At 65.3% G+C, this 1010-nt stretch carries 1 protein-coding gene; it reads left to right on the top strand.

Annotated features, from left to right (window positions below; translation table 11 throughout):
* Positions 1-31: 31 nt before the first annotated feature.
* Positions 32-1000, top strand: a complete 969-nt coding sequence (locus H8F21_RS29435) for a diaminopimelate epimerase (protein WP_159961559.1) — start codon at positions 32-34, stop codon at positions 998-1000.
* The last annotated feature ends 10 nt before the right edge of the window (positions 1001-1010 follow it).

Here is a 1010-nt window from a genome sequence, read left to right as displayed (position 1 = left end):
GGTGGATGAAAATTCTCTGGAAGGTAGTGACATGACCCGGTTCTATGATGCGCGGGGCAATATCTATGGGGTCGTAAGCCCCGAGGCTCTGAGCGGCCAAGGCATCGAGGTGCCGTCGAGCGCAGCCCGGGCGGCAAGTAATCGGGCGTCGTGGGCACCGGCAGCCATCGCCGCCGAATGCGGTTGGGGCTCAGTGCCGCCCCCGCCCGATGCCAAGGCCCACCGCTGCGATGGTCTGCTGGTGGGGCCGTTCCAGGCCGAGCCGCCTTTTGACCTGCTGATCGTCAATACCGACGGTACCCTGGCCGAACGCAGTGGTAACGGCTTGACCATCTTTGCCCAGGGGCTCACTGACCAAGGCCTGATGACCGCGACCTGTGAGCTGCGTGTGCATCACGACAAATTGGACGCCTTGTCACCCGTGGTCACGCAGGTTGAGCCGGCGGTTTACGAGCAGGCCGAGGGCTTTTGGCTCGCATTGGGTATGCCCGAGTTCGGGCCTACGGCGGTGGGGGCTCAAGGGGTTGAATCCGGGCTCAGCCACGTCAGCGAGCTGGCGGCGATCAACCCGCTGTGGTGGCGCAGCCAATTTGTGCGTGTGGGAAACCCCCATTGCGTGACCTTGGTCGAGCAGGCGTCGGCGTTGCCAGATAACCCGCAAATGCAGCAACCGGCGCTGTTCGAGCCCTTGAAGGCGATTGCCTTCGCGCCTCCCGTGGGCAACGGCCAGCCCTGCGCCGCTGGAGTCAATCTCCAATGGGCTGCGCGAGAGTCTGCCAAGCGCGTGATAGCGCGGGTGTTTGAACGAGGCGAAGGCCCCACGGCGTCATCCGGTACCAGCGCCAGTGCCGTGGCCTGCGCGGCGTGGCGAGCTGGCTGGGTTGAGGCGGGCGACGTTGCGGTGGTCATGCCAGGTGGCACTGCGCCGGTGCGTCTGCGCGCTCAAGCCGGGACGCTGCTGAGCGTTAGTCTGTTCGGGACTGCGCGGCCGCAAACCTGACCCCATTGAA

Origin of the sequence: Pseudomonas arcuscaelestis (assembly GCF_016881005.1) — a bacterium.
In the GTDB taxonomy this organism is placed as follows: Bacteria; Pseudomonadota; Gammaproteobacteria; order Pseudomonadales; family Pseudomonadaceae; genus Aquipseudomonas; species Aquipseudomonas arcuscaelestis.
The sequence above is the reverse complement of the archived record's forward strand: the minus strand, read 5'-3'. Positions and strand labels throughout refer to the sequence as shown.

Excerpts from the sequence above, each read along its gene's own strand:
- H8F21_RS29435 (WP_159961559.1), top strand. The coding sequence starts at position 32 with ATGACCCGGTTCTATGATGCGCGGGGCAATATCTATGGGGTCGTAAGC.